Origin of the sequence: Fontivita pretiosa (assembly GCF_050410795.1) — a bacterium.
Classification (GTDB): domain Bacteria; phylum Planctomycetota; class Phycisphaerae; order Tepidisphaerales; family Tepidisphaeraceae; genus Fontivita; species Fontivita pretiosa.
On record NZ_CP191258.1, the window covers coordinates 657421 to 682441 of the forward strand.

Consider the following 25021-nt stretch of genomic DNA (forward strand, 5'->3'; position numbering starts at 1 on the left):
TACAAAGGCCGAAGGCACACACTCTGATGCGGCTCATGACGCCGTCGCTCGCCGACGCAGGAACGACACCAGCGCCTCGTCCAGCGGCTGATCGGTCGGAAAACGCGCCAGCTCCACCCTCATCGCCCGGCAGGCCTGCTCCAGTTGCTGCTGATGTCGGGCGAAGTTGCGGAGATAGATGCTGCGGAGCAGGCTGGCGTCGGCGAGGATCGAGCGTTCCGCCTCCAAAGACTCAAACAGCGTAAAGCTGTGGAACGGAAACTGCTGCTCATCGGGATGAAGCACGCGCAGGAGGATGACCTCGTGACGGTCGTGTCGCAGGCGTGCCAGTCCGCGGCGGATCTGCTCGACCGGACACAACAGATCCGAAACCACGATCACCAGCGCCCGCCGGCCCAGACGATCCGCCACTGCGTGCATCGCCGACGCCAACTCGGACTTTCCGCCGCCGCGGACGCGGTCCAGCAACTCCAGCACGCGGGCAAGCTGTGCGCTGTGCGACTGCGGGGGCAGCCATTGCTGCACCTGCTGCGAAAACGCCGCCGCTCCCACGCTTTCGGTCTGAGCGAGCATCAGATACGCCAGCGCCGCCACGATGCGACGGGCATAATCGAGCTTGGTCCCCAGGCGCGCTTCGCCGTAGAGCATCGATCCGCTGCAATCGAGCATGATGACCGCGCGGAGGTTGGTTTCCTCGTGATACTCGCGCACGTAGGGACGGTCGGTGCGCCCCAGCACCCGCCAGTCCAGCCGCCGAGGCTCATCGCCGGGCACGTAAAAGCGATGCTGCCGGAATTCGACGCTGGCGCCCTTGACCGGGCTGCGATGCAGGCCGGCGGTCGCGCCCTCGACGACGCTTCGCGCCGAAAGCTGGAGCTGGTTGAGCCGCTCGACCAGCCCCGGATCCAGATACCGCATCACCGCACTCATCAGCTACGAATGTACCAGAGAATCGCAAGGAAGATGAGGATTCCGCACCCAAGTACGAACAAAGCCAGAAGGTACCCGCCCAGCCGCAGGCGGCGGGCGGTGTCTGCGTCTGAATTGTCCGGCCCCGACACGGATGCACTGGCCGGCGCCAGTTGCCCAAGCAGTTGCTCGACGGCGCGATCGTCATCGGAAGGATCGGTGTGAAGGTAGGGGCTGACGTGCGTCAGGCGCACCCGGCCACGGGAATCGATGATGACGTTTCGGGCGTGGATGGCGCCGTGGACGATCCCGTGCGCATGCATGGCGGTGACGACGTGCCGCAACTGTTGCGCGATCTCATCCATGCGAGCGTCCGTCAGCTCGCTGGACATGAGCTGCTGGAGATCGATCCCTTCGACGTACTGCCATACCAGCCACACCCCCTGCTGGTCGCGCTCCACGCCCAGCAGGTTCGCCACCTGAGTCACCGGAAGCTCGCGAACGCGTCGCAGCCGCTCGGCGATGCTGGGGTGCAGTTCCCCGCCAAGCAGGCAATCGTCCTCCAGCCGTTTGCGAAAGACTTTGCGGCACGAGGGGTTGGTTGTGCCCTGGTTGCTGCGCATCGTTTGGGCTGCGTGCATCGATCGGTCAAAGCAGGCGCTCGGCCCTGGCGCCGGGCCTGGGGACCAGCGCCAGGATCTTCTCGATGATCTGCTCGACGGTAACGCCTTCGGCATCGGCGTTGAAGCTGGGGATGATCCGGTGGCGCAAGACGGGAGCGGCGGCGGCTTCGACATCTTCGATCGTCGCATGCAGCCGCCCGTGCATCAGTGCCCGCGCCTTGGCGGCCAGGATCAGGTACTGCCCCGCGCGCGGGCCGGCGCCCCAACTGAGCCAGTGTCGCACGAAGTCGCTGGCCGACGGCTCGTTGGGTCGCGTGGCGCGGATGATCTCCAGCGCCAGCTCATAGACGTGATCCCCCACCGGCACGCGACGCACAATGGCCTGGAGCCGGCGGATCTGCTCGGCCGTCAACACCTGCTGCACCTGCGCCTGGGCATCTCCCGTGGTGCGTTTCAACACTTCCAGCTCTTCCTCGCGGCTGGGATAGTTCACCAGCACCATGAACATGAACCGGTCCAGTTGTGCTTCGGGCAGAGGATAGGTTCCCTCCTGCTCGATCGGGTTTTGTGTGGCCAGGACGAAGAAAGGATCGGGCAGCGCCAGCGTCTGCGCCCCCACGGTCACCTGCCGCTCCTGCATCGCCTGAAGCAACGCCGCCTGCGTCTTGGGCGGCGTGCGGTTGATCTCGTCGGCCAGAATCAGATTCGCGAAGATCGGGCCTTTCTGAAACTCAAAACGCCTCCGTCCGGTCTGCGGATCTTCCTGAAGAATCTCGGTGCCGGTGATGTCCGAGGGCATCAGGTCGGGTGTGAACTGGATGCGCCGGAAGGACAGATCCATCGTCTGGGCCAGCGTCGAGATCAACATCGTCTTGGCCAGCCCCGGAACTCCCTGCATCAGGCAATGACCTCGCGAGAAGATGGCGATGAGGATCTCCTCGATCACGCGGTGCTGCCCAACAATGACTTTGCCGATCTCGCTCTGGAGCTGAGCACACGCCTCTGCCAGGAATCGTGCGGCATCCAGGTCGGATTGTGGCGGTGCGAGGGACATGAGCATCACGGTTGCCTGGTGTTCACGCGCACATTCTGGAAAGCCACGCCGTCGCCGGCGCGGTCGTTGCGGCGAAGAAAGCGCACACCGACATATCTCGGCAGGGCCGGATCAAACTCGGCGGGTCCGGACCAGAGAGTCCGGCCGGCAACTTCGACGCTCGCCTGGTCGGCCTGAAGCGTGATCTTCACATTCAGGTTTCCGCGGAAACTGGCGGGCAGTTCCGACTGGGCGACGACGCGTCCGGACGGCAGGACCAGCCGGTGGGCGTTGCCCTCCAGCAGCCAGACGAGCTCATGTGGCGTGGTGCCGTTTTCGGGGCTGAAGCTGGGCTGATCGGTGATGAACACTTGGGCCAGCAGATCCGGCTCGGGGCGATGGACGCGCAGGCTTGCCAGGACGGCGAACGGCTCGCCCGGGGGCAGCGGTCGAGTCCAGCTCGCCCCGCCGCCACCGGGCAGACCCGTCGCCTCCAGAGTCGGGCGGCTTGCCGGCTTCATGCGACCCTGTTCGAACCGGATTGGCAGGCTGCCGATGATCCGCCAGTCCGGGGCAAGGCCCCGGTCGAACTCGACACTGGTGGCGGTATGCACCAGGAGAGCGGCGCCCTGCGGGGTCGGCGGGGGCAGGTCGTCGGCGCCACTCCACAGCAGGTAGCCGACGCTCAGCAATACCGCCAGCATTACCATCGCCGACGCCACGGCGATCATTGTCGCCGTGCTGGGCGCAGCCGCGAGCCTGGCCGCCTCCAGATCGATCTCGGCCATCAGCCTGCGGGTGAACTGCGGCCCGGCGCGGACGCTGCGGTACTCGCGTCCGCTTTCCAGTCGCTGCCTGGCAAGGACCAGCAGGCGGTACTCATCAGCCGCGCCGGCGCCTGCTTCTCGCAACCGTTGAACCGCCTCGTGCCATTGCGGGCTTCCCGGCCCGGCCTGCAACGCATCCGTCAGCAGCACCAGAAACGCATCGGACTGGAAATCCAGCTCGGCCATGCGGACAGCTCAGCCAGCAAGACATCACGCCACCGCGCACACAGCCACGCGGCCGGTTGATTCTACCCGGCGGTCGCGCCGATGCACGGCGCGGGCTGGGCGTACGTGGCTGGCCGGGGCGATCAGCGGCGCTGCCCGGGCTGCATCGGGATCTCCCCGAACTGCTGCTCATATCGGCGGATGAGCTGCGAGAGCGAGGCCGCCAGACGCTTGGCGTTGGCGTAGCTCATGATCACCCGGTCGGTCACCTTGAACAGAAGCTGCGCCTGCCCAGCCTGCGGATTGGGATTGGGGTTGGGCATGTTGAAGCCCAGATCGATGATCACTTCCTCGGCGGCGGTGTGGATCCGGTAGGCGTTGGTGTACGTGGTCTTCAGCTCACGCTCATCCAGAAGGACCTGCACCTGCTGCTGTTGGCCTTCCGTCGGCTGCGTCCCCGTGGGCGTTTCCTCAGACATAACGATCCTTTCGCTCAACTAGAGCATCAAAAAAGCTGTAAAGCGGCGGCGTATTGTGTCGCAAACGGCTTCGGTTGACAATATGTCCGTGACCCCGGAATCCAGAGATTTGCTCATCGAGGAGTTGCGGCGACTGTTGCCGCCGCAGCGCGTCATGACCGATCCGGCTGAGCTGTTCGTCTACGAATCCGACGGGTTCACGATCGCCAGGGCGCGTCCGGCGGCGGTGGTGTTTCCCCTCAGCACCGAAGAGGTGGTGGCGGTGGTGCGCGCCATCGCAAGACACGGGGCACAGATCGTGCCGCGCGGATCGGGCACGGGGCTGGCCGGGGGATGTGTCGCCTACGACAACGGTGTGATCGTCTCCACCGCGAAGATGAACCGGATCCTGTCGATCGATATCGACAACCGCGTGGCGCAGGTGGAGGCTGGCGTGCGCAACGTGCAGCTTTCCGAGGCGGTGGCGCTGGTGCCGGGCGGGGCGGCGTATCACTTCTCGCCGGATCCTTCCAGCCAGCGCGCCAGCACCATCGGCGGCAATGCCGCCACCAACGCCGGCGGCATCCACGTCCTCAAGGACTTCGTCTCCAGCAACCACGTGCTGGGGTTGGAGCTGGTGCTGCCGGATGGAACCGTGCTTGAGCTGGGCGCGAAAAACGGCTGCTACGAAGCCGGATTCGATCTGCCGGGACTGGTTTGCGGATCCGAGGGCACCTTCGGCATCATCACGAAGCTGTGGGTGCGGCTGACTCCCAAGCCGACCAGCTTCCGCACGATCGTGGGGATCTTCGGCAGCACCACCGATGCGTGCAACACGGTCAGCCAGGTCATCGCCGCCGGACACCTGCCCGCCGCCATGGAGATGATGGATGGCGGGCTGGTGGCGGTGGTAAATGAGACGTATCAGATGGGATTCCCCCCCAGCGCGGCGGCGCTGGTGTTGACCGAGATCGACGGGATCGATGCGTTGCTGGACGAACAGATGGAGCAGATCGTGCAGATCATGCAGCGCAACGCAGCGCTGAGCGTCCAGACCAGCGCCGATCCCGATCGCCGTGCCAAACTCTGGAAAGCGCGCAAGAACGCCTTCGGCGCCGTTGGAAAGCTCAGTCCGAGTTACTGCACGCAGGATGCGTGTGTGCCGCGAAGCACGCTGGCGGACGTGCTGAACAGGATTCACGAGATCGGCCGGAAGTACGGCGTCACGATCACCAATGTCTTCCACGCCGGCGACGGAAACGTCCATCCCATCTTCCTGTACAACGATCGGGATGAGAAGCAGGTGCAGACGACGCTGGCGGCGGCGACAGAGGTTCTGAAATACTGCATCGACGTCGGGGGCACGCTCACCGGCGAGCACGGCGTGGGGGTGGAGAAGATCCACCTGATGCCCTACATGTTCGACGAAGCGACGATGTCGCGGTTCCAGCGGGTGAAAGACGCATTCGATCCCGAGGATCGCATCAACGCGGGCAAGCTGCTGCCCAGCGAGAAGCTGCGGGTGACGCTGATGAAGCCGGGCCGCAACGTGCCCCAGTGAGGCGATGAATCGATGCAGATCGTCGCAGTCCAACTCGAGATCGTGTGGGAAAACCCGCAGGCGAATTGGGCGACCGTGGCGCAGATGCTGCAATCCGCCGGGCCGCTCGCGCCGGATGCATTGATCGTGCTGCCCGAGATGTTCTCGACGGGATTCACGATGAACGTGCCGGCGGCGACGCGCCAGCATGCACAGACCCTGGAGTTCCTCAAACGCCTCTCGCGCCAGCACGCTGCTTACGCACTGGGGGGCCTGGCAGCTCCCGCGCCAGGCGGCCGGGCACGCAACCAACTGGCCGTCACCTCCCCCGCCGGCGAAATCGTGGCGATCTACACCAAGCTTCATCCCTTTACGCTCGGCGGCGAACGTGAGCACTTTCTGCCGGGCGAGCGTGTCGTCGCGTTCACGTGGCACGATTTCACCGTCGCCCCGTTCAGCTGTTATGACCTGCGTTTCCCCGAGGCTTTCCGCGCCGCCATCAAGCGACACTGCGCCGACCTGTTCATCGTCATCGCGAACTGGCCGATCGCGCGGGTCGAGCACTGGATCGCACTGTTGCGTGCCCGGGCAATCGAAAACCAGGCGTATGTGCTGGGGGTCAACCGCTGCGGGCGCGATCCGCATCTGCTGTATCCGGGACGTTCAATGCTGATCGATCCCATGGGCGTGATCCGCGCAGATGCCGGGGATCAGCCAGGGATCCTGACGGCGCAGGTCGATCCAAAGGTAGTGGCCGATGTGCGCAATCGACTGCCATTCCTGAAGGACATGCGTGACGACCTGGCCTGAGGCGATGCCGGATCGCGACGATTTGGCATTGTCAGTTGTCGCGTGTATCGGGCAAACTCGATCCGTTCGGTGAAATCGGATTACCATCGGCGACTCTATTAAGGGAAGGAGTCATCCCGGATGACATCCGCTGCTTGTGCGCATCTCCGGATCAGAAGATTGGTTCTCGTTGGTCCGTGCTTAGTGTTGTGGATACTGCTTTGTGACGTGGCGGTATCGCAAACAAGCCCAGCCACGACACGCGAGTCCCGCTACTCACGCCAGCCGGAACAGGAAATCGCCTTTCAGCAGGGACTGCTGTTCTACCAGGGCGGACAACTGGCCCGGGCCGAGCAACAGTTTCGCGAGGTGATCCAGGCCGATCCTGGCGATGCCGAGGCGTACTACTACCTGGGACTTTCGCAACTGGACCAGGGCAAAGCGCAACAGGCGGTGCAGAGCTTTGATGAATCGATCCGACTGGATCCGACCTGGCCGGAGGTGCGCGCCGCGCGCGCACGGGCGAACATCCGGCTGGGCCAGTACGATGCGGCCGAGACGGATCTGAAGTTTCTGGAGCCGGATCCGGCGTGGCGGGGATACGTGCATCACCATCGCGGCATGGCGTACTATTTCAAGGGCGAGCTGGAGCGCGCGGCCGAGGAGTTTGCCGCCGCCAAGGCCGCCGGCAGCCCCGAGAGCGCTCCGGCGGAGTTCTATGAAGGATTGACATACCTGCGGATGCGCGATCTGGTTCGTGCGCGTTCGACATTCCGCGAGGCGTACCTTGGGGCCGATCGCGACCCCACCGTCGCCGCCGCCTCACGCCAGCTTGACGCGGTTCTTGCCGCCCAGCAGCGCCGCGACAAGCCTTGGGAACTGCAATTCACCCTTGCCAGCGAATGGGATTCCAACGTCATCCAGATCGGTGCTGGCGTGCCCAATCCCGAGGGAATCTCCGACGAGTCGGATTTCCGCTACGTTTTTCAGCCACGCGGAAGCTACAGCATCTTCCGCAGCGAGGGGCGCGACTTCGAGGCCGGCGTCGAAGCCTCCGGCTATTTCGCGTGGCAACAGGACCTGAGCGACTTTGACACCGAGTCGTACCAGGCCGGGCCGTTCGTCAGCTACCGCATCACCAAAAGCCTCTATGCAAGCATTCGATACGGTTACAACTACATCCGTGTCGGACACGAGGGATTCCTCAGGCGACACCTGATCACGCCGCAGGTGACGCTCGTCGAGCGCGATTTTGGATACACGTCGGCGTTTTACCAGTTCCAGGAGCGCGACTTCCTCGATGAGCAGGGCCTTGGCCCGCTGCGACGCTCAGGGCAGAACCATGGCATTGGCGTGGTGCAGGGCATCAAGTTGCCGGCTGTTTTCGAGGGTGCGGGCAATGGGAACCTTGAGCTAAGCTACCGGTTTGAGAATCAGTCGGCCGACGGAAGCGACTACGACGGTAACTTTCATTCGGTCGGTGCGACGCTGTACGCGCCGCTGCCGGTCTGGAAGTTGCGTGCTGACGTTGGCGTGAGCGTGGACTACAACGACTACAGCAACGCCAACAGCCTGGACGCCAGCGGCGATGAGCGGCGAGATGTGGAGTGGAATGTGGTGAGCGGCCTGACCCGCGAGCTCGGCGAGAACTGGGCCATTCGCGTGGATTACGCCTATACCGACAACGACTCGAACGTTCGTACCGCCGGCGGCGCCGAGCCGTACAGCTACGACCGGCACCAGATTGGCGTGCGCCTGATCTTCAGCTACTGAGCTGAGATCGGATACTTGAGCAGCTCTGCAACTCGAAACTCGAGGTGACAGACCATGGCAAAGCGTAGAAGACCCGTGATTGTTTCTGCGGCACTGGCGGCGCTGGGTGCGGCGGGGATTCTCTGCGCCTCGCCGCAGGCGGCTACCGCGCAACAGCCCCAATCCCAAGACCAGCCGCTGAAGACCTATGGCGCTGTTGAGCCGGAGGCGATCGGGCGCGTGACCGCCAATTTCGGAAACGCCACCGCCAGCGGCGCCGCGGGCACACGAAACCTGGACCTTCAGGACCTGATCCGCAATGACGAGAAGATCGTGACCAGCGACGGCGGATTGACGGTCCTGCTGGCCAGCCGCGTCGTGCTCAAGATTGACCGCAACACGGCGGTCAGCGTCTTTGAGGACGCAGATCAGACCACCATCGGTCTGGAGTACGGCACGGTTCATGTCTACGTCGGGCAACGCCCGGCGCAGTCGGGCGTCGTGTGCGTCGCCGATCCCAACGGCCGGATCGAGGCGCTTAAGGGCGTGTTCCTGGCCAGCTTTGATCCGGGGCTGCGCAAGAGCTACTACGCCTGCGAACACACCGCCGCCACGGTGCTGCCGGCGCAGGCGGATCAGCCGGGGCAGAAACTGACGCTGGCCGGCGATAGCCAGGTGCTGCTGGAGGGCGGGCGAGTCATCTCCAGCGGCGAGCTGGATCGCGCCGCGTTCAATCAGCACAAGCAGTGGCTGGATCGTCTCGGGCAGGCGCAGGTCAGCCGCAGCGCCCAGATCTTCCGACTGCGATCGCGCGCCTTCGACACCCAGTCGGCGATCGCCCAACTTTCGGCGGCGGGATGGATCGACCGCAGCCGGCTTCCAGGCGCCGCCGTCAGCGCCAAAGGCAAGAGCTCACAGTCCTCGTCTGATTCGGACACGCAGGCATCAGACCGCAATACCGACAGTTCCGGCGCAGCCAACGACTCGCGCGGCTCCGGTGGCCAGGTCGCGTCAGCGGGCGATTCGTCAAACCAGCCCGCATCTGCCGATGATGCTTCGGGCAAGACTCAGCGCATCGACGACACTGCCCGACCCGCCACGCCTGAGCAGACCGCCCCGCCGCCGGTTCTCCTGGATCCGGTTGTCTCCGCACAGCCTTCGGAGCCTTCTGCGATCCAGATCGACCTGGGCGACTCCGGCCCGGGCAGGTCGCAACAGCATCGCGGCAATCGCGAGCATCGGCCCGGGGGCGGCGAACAGGTCGGCACGAAGGAATCGGCCAAAGAGTCGTTCAAGCTCGACGCTTCGCCAAAGGTCAACGCACGCGGTGAAAATCCGCGCAGGCAGGCACAAGCGAAGATCGATCTGCCCGGCGATCTGCCCTCGGTCAGCGAGCCGTCGCTGCCGAAGATTGATCTGGATCTTCGTGGCGGGACGAAAAAAGGCGGAGGCAAGGACGCCGGCCTGACGCTGGCGGACTCGGTGCCCTCTGTTCCTGAGGTTGCCCCGCCCAAAGTTGAGATCGACCTGCCCAAAGCCAGAGATGTTGTCACGCCTGAGGCTCGGATCGACCTTCACCAGATCAAGCCCGGCAAGTCGGATCGTAAGGATGCAGCCAGTGCGGAGGGCAAACTCGACTTGCCCGCGGTAGAGCAGAGTCTGCCGACGCCCAGTATCGAGATCGCGCCACCAAAGCTCGATCTGGGATTGAATGAGGTGAACAGCACGACAGGCGGCGAGGCGCCCGCGCCACAGCCGGAGCTGACGCTACCGGGCGAATCGGTGCCGGCGGTAATCGACGTCGATGCCGCCAGGGACCTGTCCGTGCAGATCGGTACTCCTGCCGGGCAGGACGCTGCGGAAGCTGCGACGGACACGGGCAAGACCGACGATGCACCAGCAGCTCAGCCGCCGGAGGTCGAACTGAAAGGCCCGAGCGACGGTGCGGAGAGCGCGCTGCCTTCGCCTGAGCAGGTGGGGGTGCAGATCGAAAGCCCCTCCGCGCCGGCCTCGGAGATCACCCGTCCGGCGGACCCGGACCGTAAGGCGCGCAAACTTCGGCGGCTGGAGCGTCTGCAACGGCTGGAGCGCATGCGGCAGCAGCGCGAGCAAATCGCGCCCGCACCACAACCGTAGAAAAAGGGGTCGGGAGTCTTTTCCGGATGCGGCGGTTCTCTCAGTCGCGCGGCGCCTGCACGGTGCTGTCGGCTGGCGGCGGTGACGATCCCTCGCTGCCGAAACCGGGCAATCGCACCGGCGGGATCGGGCCCTTGGGGATCAGCGGCCGGGCAAGCTGATCCTCGTCCTTGATGGCCGGCCCGGGAACCACCCCGATCCGCCGCAGCGCCTGATTCACCTGATCATCCTGCGGGTTGAGCGAATAGGCGCGACGCAGCGGCTGTTCGGCACGCTGACGCTGACCCACACGCTCCAGGTACAGTCCGTATTCCTTGGCGATCTCGAAGTTGTGCGGCTCCAGCAGCGCCGCGCGGTTGTAGGCATCGATCGCCGAATCCGCATCGCCCCGATAGGCATACACCTTGGCCAGCAGCAGCCACGACTCGCCGCTCTGCTTCTCCTGCGCCTCGCGCTGCACCGCATTGGTCTCGATGTCGCGCTGATCGCTGCGGGCGATGGCGCTGGCCAGGCTGTCAAGGATCTTCTGCCGGAACGCGCGGTCCTCGCGTCCTTCGATGGTCAGGCCGATGGTCTGGCGCGCCGTGCGATACGACGCAATCGCCTGCTGATGCTGTCCCATCTGCTCGTAGCTGGCCCCGAGGTAGTAGTACCCCTGGTAGTTACGTGGATTCTGCCGAACCGAGTTGCGGAACGCCCCGGCGGCGTCGGCGTAATTGCCCTGCTGGTACAGCTTCATTCCCTGTCGGTGCGAATCGCGCGAGTACGTCATCACGTCGGCGCAACCCATCACCCCGATGAGCAGTCCCAGCCCCAGGAACCATCGGCTGAAGATACGAACCGAAGAGGATATGTTCATCACAGCTACCTCCATGTAGCGGCCCGCGCGTGTCTTCGTGCGTCCTGCGTGCCCAAAAAGCCCCGCCGTTCACCGAATACTGCCGGAATCCTAGCCGAACGCGCAATTTTTGCAAGGCCGCGCAAGCGTCAAATGACCGATCCGGCAGCGCCCATCGCCCGACGCCCCTGCCACGCCCGGACGCTCACCGCCAACAGCACCAGCAACATCGCGGTGATCAGCAGGCCCGGCGACAGCTCAATGCCCGTGGCGCTGGCTGCGGCCAGCGACGCCAGCCTGCCACGCCAATTCGTCTGGATTTCCCGCGGCATCGGGACGGCCGGCACATGCTCGGCTCGATACAGCTCCTGCCCCTGCCCGGCCCAGTCCAGCGCGTTGGTCCAGAACACGACAAAGTCTGTGGATCGCGGCCAGCGGTCTGAGCTAAGCCCAATCCACACCTGTCGCGCCGGAGTTTGGCGGACGGCGATGACGGCGCGCTCCCCCGCCATCACCAGCGGATGCCAGCCAGCCTCGCCGGGCAACCGGGCGACGCTCGCGCCCGCCAGCGCCGCCGGCCAATCCACATCCCGCGTGACGGGGTGATCCTCGACGCGCACCTCAGGCCAGGCTCCGAGCGATTGGCCGTCGCCGCCGACAATCACCGCCGGACCATCGACGCTATCGGCCGAGACTGCCACGCGGGTCGATCCCTCGCCCGCCGGCCGCACCCGCTGATATACCTGGATCATCCGCAGCACTTCAGGTGGAAGCTCGCCACTGCCTTGGACAATCGGCCAGGACCGCGTACGCCAGAGCGTCGCGTGGTTGTCGATCGGCTGCGAATCCGGCGTGGGTGTGTCAATCGCGATCTCGATCTTGGCGGCGTCAGGCACGTCGATGAAGTAGTTTTCCTCCTGCCCTGCCGGCGGCAAGGTGATGGGCTGCGTGACTGAGATTCCTTCGCCCAACACGCGGAGCGTGGCCTGGCTGAACGATGAATCATTGCGTACCCGAGCCATGATTTGTGCCGCCGGGGGATACCGGCTCCCGGCCGACGCAGTTGCATTGGCCGAAACCATCACAATCCCCACGTTGCTCGCAGAAGTTTCCGGGGCGATCTGCACGAGCCGATCATCGTTCAGATCCAGCGGAAGATCGCTGAGGACGATCACCGGGCCCGCGGCGAATCGCAGCTCCCGTCGGAGCACCTGCGGCAACAGATCGCGGGTGTCGCGGCTGGACGACTCCGCCGCCAGCGCCACGTCCGCCCAGCGCGCTCGATCCGATTCGACCGGCGTCGTGTCGGGCACGAGCAGCAGCCGCACTGGCCCGCGGCCAAAGTGTTGCAGGATCGGATCCCGCGTGGCGATGAGCAGCTCCTGCCATCGGGGCCGGGACTGACCGCGGGCGGACATGGTCAACCCACGATCGACAATGATGGTGAGGCTCACGGCGGTGTTGGCAGCGCCGGTGCGGAGATGCGGCTGCCCCGCCGCCAGAATCGCCACCACAGTCGCAAGCAGAAGCAGAATCACCGGCGACGGCGGGACGTGCATCGCCGCGCGCGCCCTGGGGCTGCTGAGCGGACCTCGCCACAGGTCCACAAACGGAACCGCCTGCCGCTGTCGCTTGCCCGTCAGCAGCCACAGCGCCACACCCGCCCACGCGATCAATCCCAGCAGCCATAACGGCGAGGCAAAGTACATGGACGTGGTCAGCGGCCAGTGGTCATTGGCCAGTTGAATGACTCCTGGCCGCCGAGCAACGACCGCCGTTGTCAAAACCGATTGGTGACCTCCGGCGGAACGACAGCCTTTTCGATCAGGATGTAATTTCGGCCATTGTACTCCGTGACCATGCCGGTGATGCGGAAGCGCAGGTCGCGGTTGGTGCCCTTCAGGGCCTGTTCCATCTGCATGAGCTTGAGGTTGGGCAGGACAATGACGGGCGGGTCCTGCATGGCCCGGCCATCGGATTCGAAGGTGAATTCCCAGGAGTGTCCGTCGCCGCCGCGTGTCAACCGCCCGATTCGATCAACCAGGAAGGTGCCTTCGCGCAGCACGGTAAGTTGCGGCGCGCCTGGAGCGACGGCAGCGGCGCCGCTGGTGGCATCGACGGCGGGCGGGTCGCTGATCGGCTGAAGCGGCTTGGCCGCGCCCGCCCCCGGCAGCGAAAGCATCTGGCTGAGCAGTTGATCGGCGGGCACGGCGGCCGGGCGCGTCGTCGGCGCCGCCGGTGTCGCCGGCGCGGCGGGCTGCGTCGTCTGCCCCGACAACCAGCAACTCATCCCCAGCACGAGCGTAACGACTCTGACCGCGACGGTGATCCGCATGGTGACTCCTCGGCTCGGTTCACCATGTTATCGTCGCGCCGGCGGCACACAATCGATCCGTTTGCAATCAGCCCGCCCGGGCCATCTGCTTATCGGACGGCTTTGGATCGGGCCTGTCCGGCGGATTCTTCAGCGCATCCTTGGGGATGATCAGCAGCGGGCGGGGCAGCGTCGCCGGACGCGGCTCGATCAGCTCGCCATTGCTCTTGTAGACGAGCACGGGTTTGGCCTGTGCCGGGACGACCCATGCTCCGTCTTTGCGTACCGCGGCGTTGAGCAGGTCGCGCTTCACGAAGTAACGAGGCAGGCTCGCCTGCGCGTCGTTATACGCATCGGCGGGCGTGAAGCCGACGTTGTGGGCGTTGCGCAGCCCGTAGCCCCAGCCGTCAGTGAACACTCGCGGCGGCTCATTATCCACGACCCGGTTGGCGCCGACGAATGCATGTCCATTGATCCGGCCCCAGGTTCCGCCGGGGCTGATCGGCTCGCGGGCCACCTTGTGCACGTACGGATTGCTCCCGCCGTAGTAGTACAGCGTTCCGTTGGCCGAGTACTGGTACTGCACCGGCTCGTAGATGATCTGCGAGAAGGCCGAAGAAGCGAGCGCAAGAACGCAGAGCAGAACGACGCATGTAGCGACGCGTGGCATAGCGATTTCTCCCACTTGGTCGAAGCGCGATGCGATGCCGGGGCACGTTTGGCTGCTGCTGTACCCGACGCCACCTCGACACGGCATCTGCTTCAGACGACTGGCTGGCATCGCCAGTCTATCACGGTTGCCTGGCTCTCAGGAGGGCAAGATTGCTGCCCATGAGCCGAACTCGAGGATGCACGTGTTCAGATAGGTAAGCTCTGCCGACTCTCCGCAGTGGCGCGGCCCTGTGGCTCCTGCCCCTTTGACCAGCAATCTTACTGAAGCAGGAACACCTGCACGACGCCCGGCCCGTGTACGCCGGTGACCAGGTTCATCTCGATGTCGGCGGTCTTGCTCGGGCCGGTGATCAGGACGAGCTTCTCGTTGGGAGTCTTGGGCAGCCGCTGGAACAGATCCACCAGATCGGGCATGAGGTTTTTGGGCTCGACCACGGCCACATGGATCGGCGGCACAAGCGAAAGCGCCCGTGTATGCTCAGGCGAGCCTCGGACAACCAGCGCCCCGACTTCGGCCACGGCGGCCCACACATCCGTGATCCCGCAGTCGATGTCGTACAGCTCGTCAAGCGTCAGTTGATCGCAGCTTGGCGCCTCCAGCCCTGCCTGGCGCAGCGACTGCGGCAAACACAGGTCCCTGAGCAGCTTCGATCCGGCCAGCGCGATCGTCTTCACGTTCCTGGCCTGCAAAAAAGCGATGAGCTTTGGCGCCAGTTCTTCCGGAGATACTGTCTCCACACCCATCTTGTTCGCCTGCGCGGTCCTGGCGAACAGCTCTGGCAGGCCGATGTCGGTGTGGACCAGACGCGTGATGGTCTCGTCAATCTGCGGCGGAGTGGGCGGCGCGGTCAGCGGCGAGGTGCGTCCCAGCGCCAGCCGCACCGCGCGAATCACTTCGGACATCGAATCGTTGTGCATCGTGAGCATACTGTAACGCCAGACTGTTTTGAGTTCACTGCGGCAGCAGCACTCCGCCGCCATGCTCTGCGGCGCTTCTGGCCGCGGGCGTGCATGCGTACACCTTCCGCCCCTCCTGGTCATCCACGAAAACAACCGGCAGATCCACGGCCTTGTCGGTAATCAGATACGGCAGCCCCCCGCCCTCGATGATCGCGCTGCCCATCTCCTGCCAGCGCATTTCCGGCAGCGGATAGCACGTGCGGTCGGCGACAAACTGAATCAGCTTGTTCTCCAGCTTGGTCTGCTCATCCACCATGAACGCGGCGTTGGGCGGAAGCGTCCTCGCGAAGCGGCCGATCGCAACAAAGCTTGGCCGGTCCTTGCCGACCTCCTTCACGCGCCACGCGAGATACGCATACCCGCGCGGCCGGCCATCGTCCCACCACCGCACCGCCAGCACCAGCATCGCCCCGGCCGCGACAATGCACAGCATCTGGCCGATCCATCGGCGGCGCAGCATCGCCACGATCACGCCAGCCACCAGCGATGCCAGCACCATCCATACCACCCACACATGCTCGAGCATGATCGCGCCGAACCCGCCCGACTCAGGATACCCCCAACCCTGCATCGGGATATCGTCGGCGCTCAGGAACACCAGCGGCAACACCATCGCCGCCGCCCAGGCGCCGGCGGACATTCCGCATCCGCCAATCGCCTGCGAAATCAGATACCCCAGCATGATCCACATCGCCGGCCAGCCGATCAGCGTCGCGGTCATCGTCTTGGAAGTCGCCAGCAGGTGCGGCACCAGCACGCCGATCCCCCACGCCGCCAGCACCCCCAGCCGCCAGTCCCCCAGCCGCCACGCACGGATCATCACCACGATCCCCGCCACCAGCACCGCCGGATAGTAAACGTGAAAGATCCGAATCCAGAAGTCGAAAACGAGCCGATCCCACGGCGCGGCCCAGCCTTCGACATCGCTGCTCAGGTGACGCAGCGCGTGAAGATTCTCATAGAGGAACTGATCCTTCCAGTTGAACAGGCACCACAGCGTCCACGGCGCAACCACCGCGATCGTGCCCAGCAGCAGGTTGACCATCCGCCGGCCGGGAACTCGCCGGCGGTTCAGCACCAGCGCAACGATCGCCACCACCGTCACGATCAGTGCCGGATACGTCTTGGAAAGAAACGCCAATCCCTGCGCGATTCCGCACAAGACCCAATCCCGCTGCCGTCCGCTGCGCACCGCTCGAATCAGCAGCCAGATCGCCACTTCGACCCAGAACAGCAGCGCGATATCGATATGGTCGCTGAAGACGTTGCCGTGCACGAGCATCGCGATCGGCGCGTTGAACGCCTGAAGCGCCGCCGCGATCAATCCCGCCGTCTGGTCGATCAGTTCTTTGCCGATCAGGTATGTCAGCCACACCGCCAGCGTCGCCAGGATCGCCGACGGTAGCCGCAACGCCAGCGTGTTCACGCCCAGAAGCGCGTACGAAGCAGCGATCTGCCACATCGCCATCGGCGGCTTGTGCAGCCAGATGTGGGTGTTCTGCCAGAGGTGGTAATCGATCTGGAGGTACTGCCGGTCATTGAGCGTCGGCTTCAGCGGATGCTTCAGCAGATTCGCCGCGACGATCGCATGAAAAACCTCGTCCAGCGGCTTGATCGCCCGATGCCCCAGGTTGGGCAGCTTCATCACGAACGACGTGATCAGGATCAATGCAAGGATGAACGATGAACGATGAAGGACCAGTGCTCTCAGACGAAGCGAGCGCGAGCCGGATTCAGACGTCATCGCTCAGCCTTCATCCTTTCCGTCGCTTTTGCCACAACTGATGAAACGTCTTCTTCGCCGGGGCGGGCATGGAACGCACCTGCGTCCAGCCAGCCGCGGCAAAAGGCATGCTCTGGACCCACCCCGTCCTTCGCGCCCGACGACGAAGATCCCATTTCTGCACCCGGCCGATCCACGCATACAGCAGCGGCGACCTGACCGCCCACGCCCACAGCCGATAGATCCCCCGCTCGATCGCCGAATTCAGCCGCTGCGCGACGATGTCCCGCCGCAGATTGATCAGGTGCCGCGGGATGTTGATCTTCACCGGGCACACTTCGTAGCACGCCCCGCACAGGCTCGACGCCTGCGGAAGATCCTTGAAACTGCCCAGCCCCCGGAACAGCGGCGTGATCAGCGCCCCGATCGGCCCGGGATAGACGCTGCCGTACGCATGCCCGCCGATCGTGCGATAGATCGGGCAGGCATTCAGACACGCCCCGCATCGAATGCATCGCAGCGTCTCGCGATATTCGCTGCGCAGAATCTCGCTTCGACCGTTGTCGATCAGCACCAGATGAAACTGCTCCGGTCCGTCCTTTTCCCCCGGACGCCGCGGGCCGCCGAAAAGGCTCGTATACACCGTCATCGGCTGACCGGTGGCGCTGCGCGCCAGCAGCTTCAGCATCACCGCCAGATCCACCTGCCGCGGAATCAGCTTCTCGATGCCCACCAGACTCACCAGCACCCGCGGCGTGGTCGTGCTCTGCCTGGCGTTGCCCTCGTTTTCCACCACGCACACCTGCCCGGTTTCCGCGATCAGGAAGTTCCCGCCGGTCATCCCGAAATCAGCCCGGCGGAACTTCTCGCGAAGATACTGTCTGGCCTGTTTCGTCAGCGTCTGGGGATCCTCGTTGTAGGGCGTGTGGAAGTATTCGCTGAACAGCCTGGCGATCGACGCCTTGTCCTTGTGAACGATCGGGGCCACGATATGGCTGGGCCGGTCGTGGCTGATCTGCACGATGAACTCGCCCAGGTCCGTCTCCACGACATCCATCCCCTCAGCCTCCAGCGCCTGCGCCAGATCGATCTCCTCGCTGACCATCGACTTGCTCTTGATGCATCGCGAGCACCCGGCGGCCCGGGCGATCTGAAGGATGATCTGCCTGGCCTGGGCGCCGTCGCGCGCAAAGTGCACCTGCCCGCCGTTGCGCTGGACGTTGGCCTTGAGCTGCTCCAGGTAGTAATCCAGATGATCCAGCGTGTGCTGCTTGATCTGCCCCGCCAGCGTGCGCAGCGCCTCGGCATCGGGCAGGTCCTGCATGCAAAGCTGCCTGGCCGTGTACTGCCGCACGACCGAATTGAGCAGCGCCCGGTGCAGCTTCTCATCCCCCGCCGCCCTGACGGAGATCTCATGAAAATCGAAAGGCGACTGGTGTGCCTGCTGAAGGAAATCCGCCGTGGCCGGATCGATCGACCGCTGCTGCGCGAGCTGACTCATGCCGCCGATTGTATGAGAACCTACCGCCCGCTCAACCATCGCCACAGCCACAGGCCAAGGGTCAGTACCAGCGACAGCACCAGGCTTGTGACGATCGGGAAGTAGATGCGGACATGCTCGCCTTCGTAGGCGATGTCTCCCGGCAGGCCGCGGAATCCGCTGCGGCCAAGCAGCATCACGACCGCCCCGATGATCACCATCACCAGGCCGATCAGGATCAGTGTTCGTCCCACATCAGTCATGCCGTCAATTCTATACGCCCGGCCCCGGCGCGCGGATGGCTGGAGCCCGGGGTCGGAGCGGTCAACAGTTGTTGACGTGCCGGGCCGCGGAAAAGACTCCCGACCGGCTCAGTCTCGACCCTCTCCAAGTTCGGCGCATGTTCGGTAGCGCCACGCCGATGCAGTGGGTACAAGCTGCGGGATGGAAACATCTCGATCACCATGGAAGGTCCTGCGGCAGGCCCATGAACTGGCCCTCCGCGTCTGGCCGGCCTACTCCTGCGACTGCAGCCGCCACGACTTCACGCTCCCGCAACTCTTCGCCTGCCTCGTTCTGCGCGAGCAGCTCAAGCTCAGCTATCGCAGGGCCGAGCAACTGCTGCGCGACTCGCCGCAGTGGCTGGCCGACCTCGGCATGTCCCGCGCCCCGGATCACAACACCCTCTGGCGGGCCTTCGGCACGCTTCTCAAGACCCGGCGCGTCAACCGCATGCTCGACCTGCTGGCCCAGCTTGCCGCCAAGGCCAAACTGCTGCGTAAGCTCGACTCGAGCAAGCCGCTGACCCTCGACAGCACCTGCTACGAGGCGCGTCACCGCTCACGCCATTACGACCGCGTCTGCCGCAAGATGCTCCTGCGCGATGGCGGCAAATACACCGAAAAAACCGATGCAGACGAGGTCAATCGCTCACGCTCGCGCCGGGTCCGGCAGATGCCAAAGCTGGCCCTGGCGGTGGCCTCGGCCTGTCACCTCATCCTGGCGGCGCGGGTTCATATCGGCTGCGGGTCCGATGCGCCGGACTTCGCGCCGCTGTTGTACCATGCGTGGCGGCGGGCCAATGTGAACGTCGTCGTCGCCGACGCTGGATACGACTCAGAGGCCAACCACCGCAGCGCCCGCCTGGACATGGGTGTGCGCTCGGTGATTCCCACGGGCATCGGGCGGCCGTCGAGCAAGCCGCCCGGCGGTCGATATCGCCGGCTGATGAAGCAGCGGTTTGCCCGCAAGGCGGACCGGCGAACCTACGGCCAGCGAGCGCAGAGCGAGACGGTCAACAGCATGATGAAGCGGAACTTTGGCGATGCCCTGCGTTCCGTGCAACGCCGCCGTCGCCGGCAGGAGATGCTCTTGCGGACCCTGACGCACGACATCATGATCTACGCCAATTATGAGGGTCGAGACTGAGCCACTCCCGACCCCTTTTTGGTGATTTTTCCCGTTGCCGCTGCCGTGGGCGACTCACGATAATGGCGGCATGGAAGAGGCCGACGCCATTCGCATGCCTGGCCGATCCGTGCCGCTGCTGTTGCTGTGCGACGATTCGCCGGTGGAGCGCATGGCTCTGGGCCACTATCTACGCCGACAGGGTTATGCCGTTGACGAGGCCGGCGACGGCAAGTCCGCCATCGAACATCTCAAGAATCGTGAGGTCGATCTGGTCCTGCTCGATTTGCAGATGCCCGGCGTGGATGGGTTCGATGTGCTCAGCTATCTCCAGCAGCATCGCCGGGGGCTGCCGGTCATTTTGCTCAGTGGAATGCCCCTGGACCAGATTCAGCAGAAGATTCACGGCCTGCCGATGCGCGAGCTGCCCCCGCTGTTCCTCAAGCCCGTTGATCTGGAGCAGTTGCTTCAGGTGCTGGAGCTGCAATTGAGCGGGCAGTTGCCCGACCTGGACGCGCCGGCCGACACACAGGACAGCCTCACCTGAGGTTCATTGCGCCAGCTCCCGACAGCGCGCCAGGACCGCATCGAACATTCGCCGCGTCAGTCGGCCGGTGAACGTGTTCTGCTGTGAGACGTGATACGACCCGAGCAGTGACAGACCCTCACGGAGCCTGAGCACCGAGCCGTGCGAGAATGCGGGCTTGCCTGAGATCCGAATGCCCTGACGAGCCACAAGCGCAAGTGCGGCATCCCACGCGAATCGGCCAAGCGCCAGAATCACGCGCTTGTGTTTCAGAAGCTCCCACTCGCGGTCCAGATACGGTGCGCAGTTGGCGGCTTCAAGTCGCGTGGGTTTGTTATCCGGCGGAGCGCAGCGCACCGCAGCGCTGATGTAGCAGTCGGAAAGCTTCAGGCCATCCTCGCGTGATACGCTGGTCGGCTGATTGGCGTAGCCGGCGCGGTGCAACGCCGCGAACAGAAAGTCTCCGCTGCGATCGCCGGTGAACATTCGGCCGGTGCGATTGGCCCCGTGCGCCGCCGGCGCCAGCCCGATGATCCACAGCCGTCCGTTGACATCTCCGAAGCCCGGCACCGGCCGGCCCCAGTAGCTCCAGCCCGCGTACGCCCGCCGCCTGCCGGCGGCCACTTGCGCGCAATACCCCCGCAGCCTGTCGCATCGCTCACAGGCGATGATCTGTCGATTGAGCAACTCGATGGACCGCACCCAAGGACCCACTATGGTTGCTGTTCTGCGCGGTTCAACCGGCCCGATTCGATCCGGGACAACCCTCAGCAAGCGCCGAGCCGCAGAACCTGAACATCCAGGCAGCACGACTCCGTTGCCGCGAAGTCAGCGGTTTATGCCACTTCCCGGTTTGCTAATCACACCCCAGGGCGGCCCGAAGCAGTTGCGTGACCCGTGGCGAGCCGATCTCGCGCTTGCCGAAACCGGGCAGCGCCCCCGCCAGCGACGCCTCCTCCTGCGCATCGCGGTAGTTGCTCACCAGCATCATCTTCAGACCCGGATACCGTGTCCGAAGCCGTCGGATCAACTCCACGCCCTGGTCCGACTCGAAGCCGTATTCGAGCTGGCGATTGATCAGCAGAAGGTCCACTCCCTGAGCCAGCAGCTTCTCCAGTTCCGCCTGATCGTCTACTGCCACCACTTGCACATCAGGGGCGTTTTTGACTGCCTTCATCACCGCCAGGCGCAGGTACGCCGCGTCCGGCGCGCAGTGCCCCACCAGCCCGACCGTCCGCCGCGTCGTTGTGGTATCACCGTGCGCCGACTGCCCGGTGGATGGCTGTGACTCCTGATTGTTCGGGTAATTCATTGCTGCCAGATGACTCCCCTGGGCTGTCCGTTCGTTCGCGCTGGCCGAATCCACTGTTTTGGGCAACAGCCGCTGGATCAACCGGCGTCGTCGTTGGCCTGTGTCTCGGCCGCACCCGGTGCGGAGGTGCGAGGCTTCTCCGATCGCCGGAAGATCGCCAGCACGCGGTCGATGTGGACCACGAACAAGCGGTTGTCGTGTTCAAGCTCGACGGGGATGGCCTCGCGCGGGTCGAACAGCACCTTGTCGTATGTGCGAATCGTGTGGTCGTCGTCGTTTTCGATCGCCTTGCTGATGGCGATGACTCGTCCGGTGATCACGGGGATCTCGTGCGAATCCGGAAGCACGATCCCGCCCTTGGTTTCCCTTTTGTTGTCATCCTTGCGGATCACCACCCGCTTGCCAATCGGCTCGATGATGTCGTAATCCACTCGTTGTGTTGGTCGTGTGGCCATAGTGCTTCATTCTACGCTGTTCAACGCGCGGTGTGCAGAGGCTGAAGCCGACTGGTTCGGATGTGGAGAATTCAAGAGGTTGGGCAGGTCAGGCAAAGCTGCCAGCCCGTGCGGGAGCTGGGGCTGGATTACATCCATTGATATCACACCACATCCGTGACATGCACAAACGCGTAGCCGCGGGAAAGGCCCTGGCGACTGTCAGTCGATGGCCCGCAGGCGGTCGCTGACGTTCAGCAGCGCCCGTCCATCGTGATACGCCGCCTTCCAGATTTGGGCTTTGACGGGCTTGATCACTGTGCCGTCGGCGGCGACGGATTCGTACACGCCGCCGTGCTCGTGGTCGATCATGTGCTCGTGGATGAATCGCCACTGCTTGAGGAATGCGTCGAAGTAGGCGCCGGTCTGCTGGCCGTGGAGCTCGTGCATGAGCAGCAGGGCATTGAGCCCTTCGAACTGCACCCACCAGTCTTTGGCCAGGTCGTCGGCCTGGCCGAGCATCGGGCCTTCGCGGTAGAACCCGCCGTGCGTGCGGTCCCACCCGACCGCCAGCGCATGATCGACCAGCCTCTTGGCCACTTGCCGCGTTTTGCCGGAATCAGCTCTCTCTCCCAGCGCGTGCTCGGCCTCCAGCAGCAGAAACGCCGTTTCCACATCATGGCCGTATGAGTCCCGATCCGATGTTGGTCTCCAGTCTTCGGTGAAATACAGGTGCAAGGCGCCCTGCTCGACGCAGATGCGATCTCGCACGATCGCGATCAGCTCTTGCAGCCGCGCGCCAAGCACCGGATCCTTCCATACCTGATAGAGCTGCGTGAACGCCTCCAGCAGGTGGATGTGCGTGTTCATCGACTTGTGGCCGACGGGAAAGCCTGCCACGGGAACCTGTCGCGGCAGGCTGGCATCGGCATCTTCCTGGCGAACGATCTGGCCGGAGCGCGTCAGCCATTCGTGATATCCCCGGTGGGTCGGGTCGTGAGCATGCTCGTCGATCCAGCGGAACGCGCGCCGGGCCAGTTCCAGCGCGTCCGGATCGCCTGTGGCGCGATGCGCCGCCGCCATCGCGTACAGGCAGAATGCGTTTCCATAAAGATGTTTGCCATCGGTGTACTTCGCTGAAATGCGCCCGTCGTCGCTCAGACCCCAGAAGAATCCGCCGTGCTGCTGGTCCCACAAAACGTCGCGCAGGTACGCCACGCCGTGCCGCGCGATCGGGAGAAACCGATCTCGCACTTCTGGCCGGCGAATCGCCACCTCGGATGCGATCCATGTCATCCGGGCCTGGAAGACGGAGAACTTGCCGTCCTGGGTATCGGAGACGGGTTTCCAATCGCGAGCGAAATTGGCGTGGAACCCGCCGTGCTGCGTATCGACACAGCGAGGGAACCACACGTCCAGCACGTGCAGTCGAAGGACCTGCTCCGTCCGCGTCGCCAGATCAAGGTAGTCCTGCTTCATGGACGGCCGCGCCGCGGTCGGCGGCGATGCCTCCTGTCCCTGACACCACCGCGCGACGGAAAGCGCCGCCGCTATCACGGCCACCGTCTGGATCAACTTGCCCATCGATAGTCTCTAGAATTCGACCACCTGCCCATCAGCGATTGTGATCTTTTCGGTGGCGCCGGCGATTTCCAGGACATAGCTGCCCATCGGCAACGCCACATCCTGTTCGCCGTAGCCAGAGTGCAGCTCCGTCTTGCCGTCGGCGTCGAGGACGCGAAAGCGGGTTTCGCTGGTGGCGTGCACGCGCAGGACGCCGCAGCGCGGAATCGTGTCATGACCCGACTTGACCTCGATCGGCACTCGCTTGTTGTTCACCGCGGCTTCGTAGCGGCCCGGCATCAGGTCGAATCCTGCCTCGCCGTATCCGCTGTTCACCGGCTTGTCGTTCTCGCCCTCGCCGCCGCTCCTGAAGACGGCGACTCGCGCGTTGGAGTTGTTCGTGTTGGGCGGATAGCTGAACTGCACGCGTCCCAGCCGACCCTTCATCTTCGGATTGACCACCAGCATGTACGGCAGATTGCTCGCCAGCACGACTTCCTGCCTGGTCGCAAGCTTCCCGCCGATGGTTGCGACGCGTACTTCTTTAACCAGCCCGATCTTCGGCAGGTAGTGTCGCTCGATCGTTTCCTTGCCGCGCGTGGCGGGCACACCAGGGCTACCCTCGGTGACTTCCTGCGAGCTGAAGATCACGTACCCATTGGCCGGCCCGTCGGGACCCTGAACCGCCACCGGGCCGAAAAGCTGGAGCTTGAGTTCCCCGCCCTCCTGGCCGGGCGCGGTCCACTCCGTGCCATTCTCCAGCTTCGGCGGCAGCGGCTGGAGCATCTGCGGCGGGTTCAGGTCCTGCGGCTGCTGGTTGTCCGGACTGTTTCTTCGCACGACATACACGCCTTTCTCGTCTGCCCGTACCCACACCTGCGCAACCTCCTGGTCGTTGACCTTCAGCGTGTAGCTCGTGCCGGCGGCGTCGGTCTTGCCAACGGTCGTGACCAGCTTTCCGCGCGCCACGCCTTCGCCATCGAACTGCATCCCAGGCACTTGAGCCTTGGTTCCCTTGCCCACGCGCATCATCATGTCGTAGGTCATCGTCGTTCCTTCGACCAGCGGCGTCAGATCCATCGGTTTGTCGGCCTTTCCCTGCTCGCTGGGCGCCGCCACGCTGAACTCCACCGATTGCCACTTCTTTCCGTCCAGCAGCGTGTCAAGACGATACTTGCCTTGCGCCGCCGGCCGCTCGAGCACCAGCCTCAGCCAGCCGCTGCGCTGGCCCTTCAGATCCAGCTCGTTTTCCGCCACAACCTGCTGCCCCGCATCCAGCGCGATCCACCGGGACGTAAGTGTCCTGGCCTTGGCGTCGGGCTTGAGCTGGAAGACGACATGCAGATGTCTGGAAGGCGGCAGCGTCGTCGTGGGGTAGACTGCGCTTCCGTCGGCGGCGATCTCCAGACACGGCGTGAGCAGTTCCTCAGTCCCGCTTTTTGCCAGGGCGGGCATCGGCAACCCCATCGACAACAGCGACGAGAACAGTGCGGCAATAAAGACAGGCGAGCTTGGGCGCATGAACTGGCTCCTTTCCCGAGCGAGGTGTTGTGGCTGCCG

The 25021-nt window shown here is 64.4% G+C and carries 24 protein-coding genes; 6 read left to right on the forward strand and 18 right to left on the reverse strand.

Annotated features, from left to right (window positions below):
* Positions 1 to 33 precede the first annotated feature (33 nt).
* The 5 genes from ACQS5P_RS02570 to ACQS5P_RS02590 all read right to left on the reverse strand — a co-directional run bounded on the left by ACQS5P_RS02570 (position 34) and on the right by ACQS5P_RS02590 (position 4036).
* Positions 34 to 930: a DUF58 domain-containing protein gene (locus ACQS5P_RS02570; RefSeq protein ID WP_428939337.1), complete on the reverse strand. Its 897-nt coding sequence runs from the start codon at positions 928 to 930 to the stop codon at positions 34 to 36.
* A complete protein-coding gene (locus ACQS5P_RS02575) occupies positions 930 to 1532 on the reverse strand; it encodes a lipopolysaccharide core heptose(II) kinase RfaY (RefSeq protein WP_428939338.1) in 603 nt (200 codons plus the stop codon). The genes ACQS5P_RS02570 and ACQS5P_RS02575 overlap by 1 nt, the downstream gene beginning before the upstream one ends.
* A 25-nt stretch (positions 1533 to 1557) precedes the next feature.
* Entirely contained in the window at positions 1558 to 2586 is a 1029-nt protein-coding gene (locus ACQS5P_RS02580; protein WP_428939339.1) for an AAA family ATPase, read from the reverse strand.
* A gap of 5 nt (positions 2587 to 2591) precedes the next feature.
* On the reverse strand, positions 2592 to 3578 hold the full coding sequence (locus ACQS5P_RS02585) for a hypothetical protein (RefSeq protein WP_428939340.1): 987 nt from the start codon (positions 3576 to 3578) through the stop codon (positions 2592 to 2594).
* Between the two features lie 122 nt (positions 3579 to 3700).
* Entirely contained in the window at positions 3701 to 4036 is a 336-nt protein-coding gene (locus tag ACQS5P_RS02590) for a DUF3467 domain-containing protein (RefSeq protein ID WP_428939341.1), read from the reverse strand.
* A gap of 82 nt (positions 4037 to 4118) precedes the next feature.
* On the opposite strand from ACQS5P_RS02590, the gene ACQS5P_RS02595 reads away from it, so the two are divergent.
* From ACQS5P_RS02595 to ACQS5P_RS02610, 4 genes are all read left to right on the forward strand, one after another.
* Positions 4119 to 5576, forward strand: a complete 1458-nt coding sequence (locus ACQS5P_RS02595; RefSeq protein WP_428939342.1) for an FAD-binding oxidoreductase — start codon at positions 4119 to 4121, stop codon at positions 5574 to 5576.
* A 12-nt stretch (positions 5577 to 5588) separates the two neighbouring features.
* Positions 5589 to 6365, forward strand: a complete 777-nt coding sequence (locus ACQS5P_RS02600; RefSeq protein ID WP_428939343.1) for a nitrilase-related carbon-nitrogen hydrolase — start codon at positions 5589 to 5591, stop codon at positions 6363 to 6365.
* A gap of 207 nt (positions 6366 to 6572) precedes the next feature.
* Positions 6573 to 8117, forward strand: coding sequence for a tetratricopeptide repeat protein (locus ACQS5P_RS02605; protein WP_428939344.1), 1545 nt, complete (start codon positions 6573 to 6575; stop codon positions 8115 to 8117).
* A 54-nt stretch (positions 8118 to 8171) separates the two neighbouring features.
* Positions 8172 to 10232 carry a hypothetical protein gene (locus ACQS5P_RS02610; RefSeq protein ID WP_428939345.1) on the forward strand — a complete coding sequence of 687 codons (2061 nt, stop codon included), beginning with the start codon at positions 8172 to 8174 and terminating at the stop codon, positions 10230 to 10232.
* Positions 10233 to 10272: 40 nt separating this feature from the next.
* Here the strand turns inward: ACQS5P_RS02610 and ACQS5P_RS02615 are convergent, their stop codons facing one another.
* The 8 genes from ACQS5P_RS02615 to ACQS5P_RS02650 all read right to left on the reverse strand — a co-directional run bounded on the left by ACQS5P_RS02615 (position 10273) and on the right by ACQS5P_RS02650 (position 18482).
* Complete coding sequence (locus ACQS5P_RS02615; protein WP_428939346.1) at positions 10273 to 11091, reverse strand: tetratricopeptide repeat protein; 819 nt, start codon at positions 11089 to 11091, stop codon at positions 10273 to 10275.
* A gap of 128 nt (positions 11092 to 11219) precedes the next feature.
* Positions 11220 to 12854, reverse strand: coding sequence for a BatA domain-containing protein (locus tag ACQS5P_RS02620; RefSeq protein WP_428939347.1), 1635 nt, complete (start codon positions 12852 to 12854; stop codon positions 11220 to 11222).
* Positions 12851 to 13405, reverse strand: coding sequence for a hypothetical protein (locus ACQS5P_RS02625; protein ID WP_428939348.1), 555 nt, complete (start codon positions 13403 to 13405; stop codon positions 12851 to 12853). Before ACQS5P_RS02625 ends, ACQS5P_RS02620 begins: the two co-directional genes overlap by 4 nt.
* Before the next feature lie 67 nt (positions 13406 to 13472).
* On the reverse strand, positions 13473 to 14054 hold the full coding sequence (locus tag ACQS5P_RS02630) for a hypothetical protein (RefSeq protein ID WP_428939349.1): 582 nt from the start codon (positions 14052 to 14054) through the stop codon (positions 13473 to 13475).
* Between the two features lie 260 nt (positions 14055 to 14314).
* On the reverse strand, positions 14315 to 14974 hold the full coding sequence (locus tag ACQS5P_RS02635; protein ID WP_428939350.1) for a LutC/YkgG family protein: 660 nt from the start codon (positions 14972 to 14974) through the stop codon (positions 14315 to 14317).
* 34 nt (positions 14975 to 15008) lie between these two features.
* Positions 15009 to 16760, reverse strand: coding sequence for an ArnT family glycosyltransferase (locus ACQS5P_RS02640; RefSeq protein ID WP_428939351.1), 1752 nt, complete (start codon positions 16758 to 16760; stop codon positions 15009 to 15011).
* Positions 16761 to 16770: 10 nt separating this feature from the next.
* On the reverse strand, positions 16771 to 18240 hold the full coding sequence (locus tag ACQS5P_RS02645) for a LutB/LldF family L-lactate oxidation iron-sulfur protein (protein WP_428939352.1): 1470 nt from the start codon (positions 18238 to 18240) through the stop codon (positions 16771 to 16773).
* Between the two features lie 20 nt (positions 18241 to 18260).
* The gene (locus ACQS5P_RS02650) at positions 18261 to 18482 is read right to left on the reverse strand and encodes a DUF2905 domain-containing protein (protein ID WP_428939353.1); all 222 of its coding nucleotides are present in this window, start codon (positions 18480 to 18482) and stop codon (positions 18261 to 18263) included.
* Between the two features lie 181 nt (positions 18483 to 18663).
* On the opposite strand from ACQS5P_RS02650, the gene ACQS5P_RS02655 reads away from it, so the two are divergent.
* Positions 18664 to 19647, forward strand: a complete 984-nt coding sequence (locus tag ACQS5P_RS02655) for a transposase (RefSeq protein WP_428939354.1) — start codon at positions 18664 to 18666, stop codon at positions 19645 to 19647.
* Between the two features lie 70 nt (positions 19648 to 19717).
* On the forward strand, positions 19718 to 20173 hold the full coding sequence (locus ACQS5P_RS02660) for a response regulator transcription factor (RefSeq protein WP_428939355.1): 456 nt from the start codon (positions 19718 to 19720) through the stop codon (positions 20171 to 20173).
* A 3-nt stretch (positions 20174 to 20176) separates the two neighbouring features.
* Here ACQS5P_RS02660 and ACQS5P_RS02665 read toward each other — a convergent pair whose 3' ends face one another.
* The 5 genes from ACQS5P_RS02665 to ACQS5P_RS02685 form a co-directional block, all read right to left on the reverse strand.
* Positions 20177 to 20854, reverse strand: coding sequence for a uracil-DNA glycosylase (locus ACQS5P_RS02665; protein ID WP_428939356.1), 678 nt, complete (start codon positions 20852 to 20854; stop codon positions 20177 to 20179).
* Between the two features lie 154 nt (positions 20855 to 21008).
* Complete coding sequence (locus tag ACQS5P_RS02670; protein WP_428939357.1) at positions 21009 to 21464, reverse strand: hypothetical protein; 456 nt, start codon at positions 21462 to 21464, stop codon at positions 21009 to 21011.
* A 77-nt stretch (positions 21465 to 21541) separates the two neighbouring features.
* A complete protein-coding gene (locus ACQS5P_RS02675; protein ID WP_428939358.1) occupies positions 21542 to 21919 on the reverse strand; it encodes a co-chaperone GroES in 378 nt (125 codons plus the stop codon).
* 201 nt (positions 21920 to 22120) lie between these two features.
* The gene (locus ACQS5P_RS02680; RefSeq protein ID WP_428939359.1) at positions 22121 to 23482 is read right to left on the reverse strand and encodes an AGE family epimerase/isomerase; all 1362 of its coding nucleotides are present in this window, start codon (positions 23480 to 23482) and stop codon (positions 22121 to 22123) included.
* 9 nt (positions 23483 to 23491) lie between these two features.
* Positions 23492 to 24982, reverse strand: coding sequence for a hypothetical protein (locus tag ACQS5P_RS02685; protein WP_428939360.1), 1491 nt, complete (start codon positions 24980 to 24982; stop codon positions 23492 to 23494).
* Positions 24983 to 25021 lie beyond the last annotated feature (39 nt).